Genomic DNA, 1199 nt, shown 5'->3' on the forward strand with positions numbered 1-1199 from the left:
CAGGCTTTCGATTGGACCAGCAGGCTGGATGCCGGTCTACCACGTCTGCCGGAAGACCGCCGACCATGGCGGCCGCTGGTACCTGCGCAAGCGCAGTACTGGAGCGCCTGTCGCTGGGGCCGGCAGTGCCAGCGATGGTGCAGGACAGGGCGGCGGGCACCGTTTTCGTGCGTGCCGCCAGATCCGAGTGCCGTAGCAGCTGGCTCCATGGAAAGCCCTCCCTGGTCTTATGTGCTTGCCCTGGCCAATGCAATGATTGGGCCATGTCTGAACGATCCCCTCGATTCTCTTTTCTTGCCACTGGAGTGGCTGCATGAGTCTTTCCTTGCCACTGCTGTCGGGCTTGATGGCGGTCAGCCTGCTGGCCGGCCTGACCAAGGGCGTGACCGGCTTCGGCGGTGCGCTGGTCATGGCGCCGCTGTTCGGGTTGGCCTTGCCATCTTCGCAGGCCGCTGCGCTGATCGTGCTGGTCAATTGTGTGGCCTCGCTGCAGGGTTGGCGCAGCTGGATGGGACGGGCGCACTGGCCCACCGTCTTGCCGCTGGCGGTCATCGCCCTGCTCTGTACTGCGGTGGGCGTGCGCCTGATTGCCAGCGGCCGCTTACCGGATCTACATCGCCTCATCGGGCTGTCGGTGCTGGCAATCACTGCGTTGCACGTGCTGGGCTGGCGCTGGCAGCACGGTGGTGGTGCTACGCCTACGTTGGCTGCGGGTGCAGTCTCGGGCATGATGACGGCCTTGTGCGGTATCGGCGGGGTGGCCGCCGTGTATTACTTCAACGGCATCAGGCAGGGGGGCAGATCACTGGCCCAGCAAGAGCAGAGTGCGTGCCTGCGGGCCAATCTGCTGGCCTATTTCATGGTGTTGTTCTTTGGCGCCGCCCTGATCCTGGCCTGGGATGGTCAGGTCGGTTGGCCGCAACTGGAAACGAGTGTCTGGCTGGTACCGGCTTTCGCGGGCGGGGTGTTGATGGGCGAACGCATCTATGGCTGGCTGTCACCGCTATGGTTCCAGCGCATCGTATCTGGTTTGCTGTTCTGTGCGGGGATGGTGGCCTTGGCCGGTTGAGTTGCAAAAAACATGGCCTCAGGCAGGCAAGCTAGAACCCATTTCATAAATAGGCGTGAGATGCGTTCTAATATGGCTTTCTCTGAACAGCATCGTTTCCGCGAAAGCCAACCATGAACCTCACCGCACT

At 62.5% G+C, this 1199-nt stretch carries 2 protein-coding genes; both read left to right on the top strand.

The window, feature by feature from the left end:
• Window positions 1-196 (top strand): hypothetical protein (locus tag I5W_RS32800; protein WP_217284445.1); only part of this gene is annotated, 196 nt, incomplete at its 5' end.
• A 117-nt stretch (window positions 197-313) separates the two neighbouring features.
• Complete coding sequence (locus I5W_RS09760; protein WP_044529071.1) at window positions 314-1069, top strand: sulfite exporter TauE/SafE family protein; 756 nt, start codon at window positions 314-316, stop codon at window positions 1067-1069.
• Window positions 1070-1199: the final 130 nt, after the last annotated feature.

The organism is Herbaspirillum sp. B65, assembly GCF_000333555.1.
GTDB lineage: Bacteria > Pseudomonadota > Gammaproteobacteria > Burkholderiales > Burkholderiaceae_D > Herbaspirillum > Herbaspirillum rubrisubalbicans.

Coding starts and splice junctions, on each gene's coding strand:
- I5W_RS09760 (WP_044529071.1), top strand. CDS start 314: ATGAGTCTTTCCTTGCCACTGCTGTCGGGCTTGATGGCGGTCAGCCTG.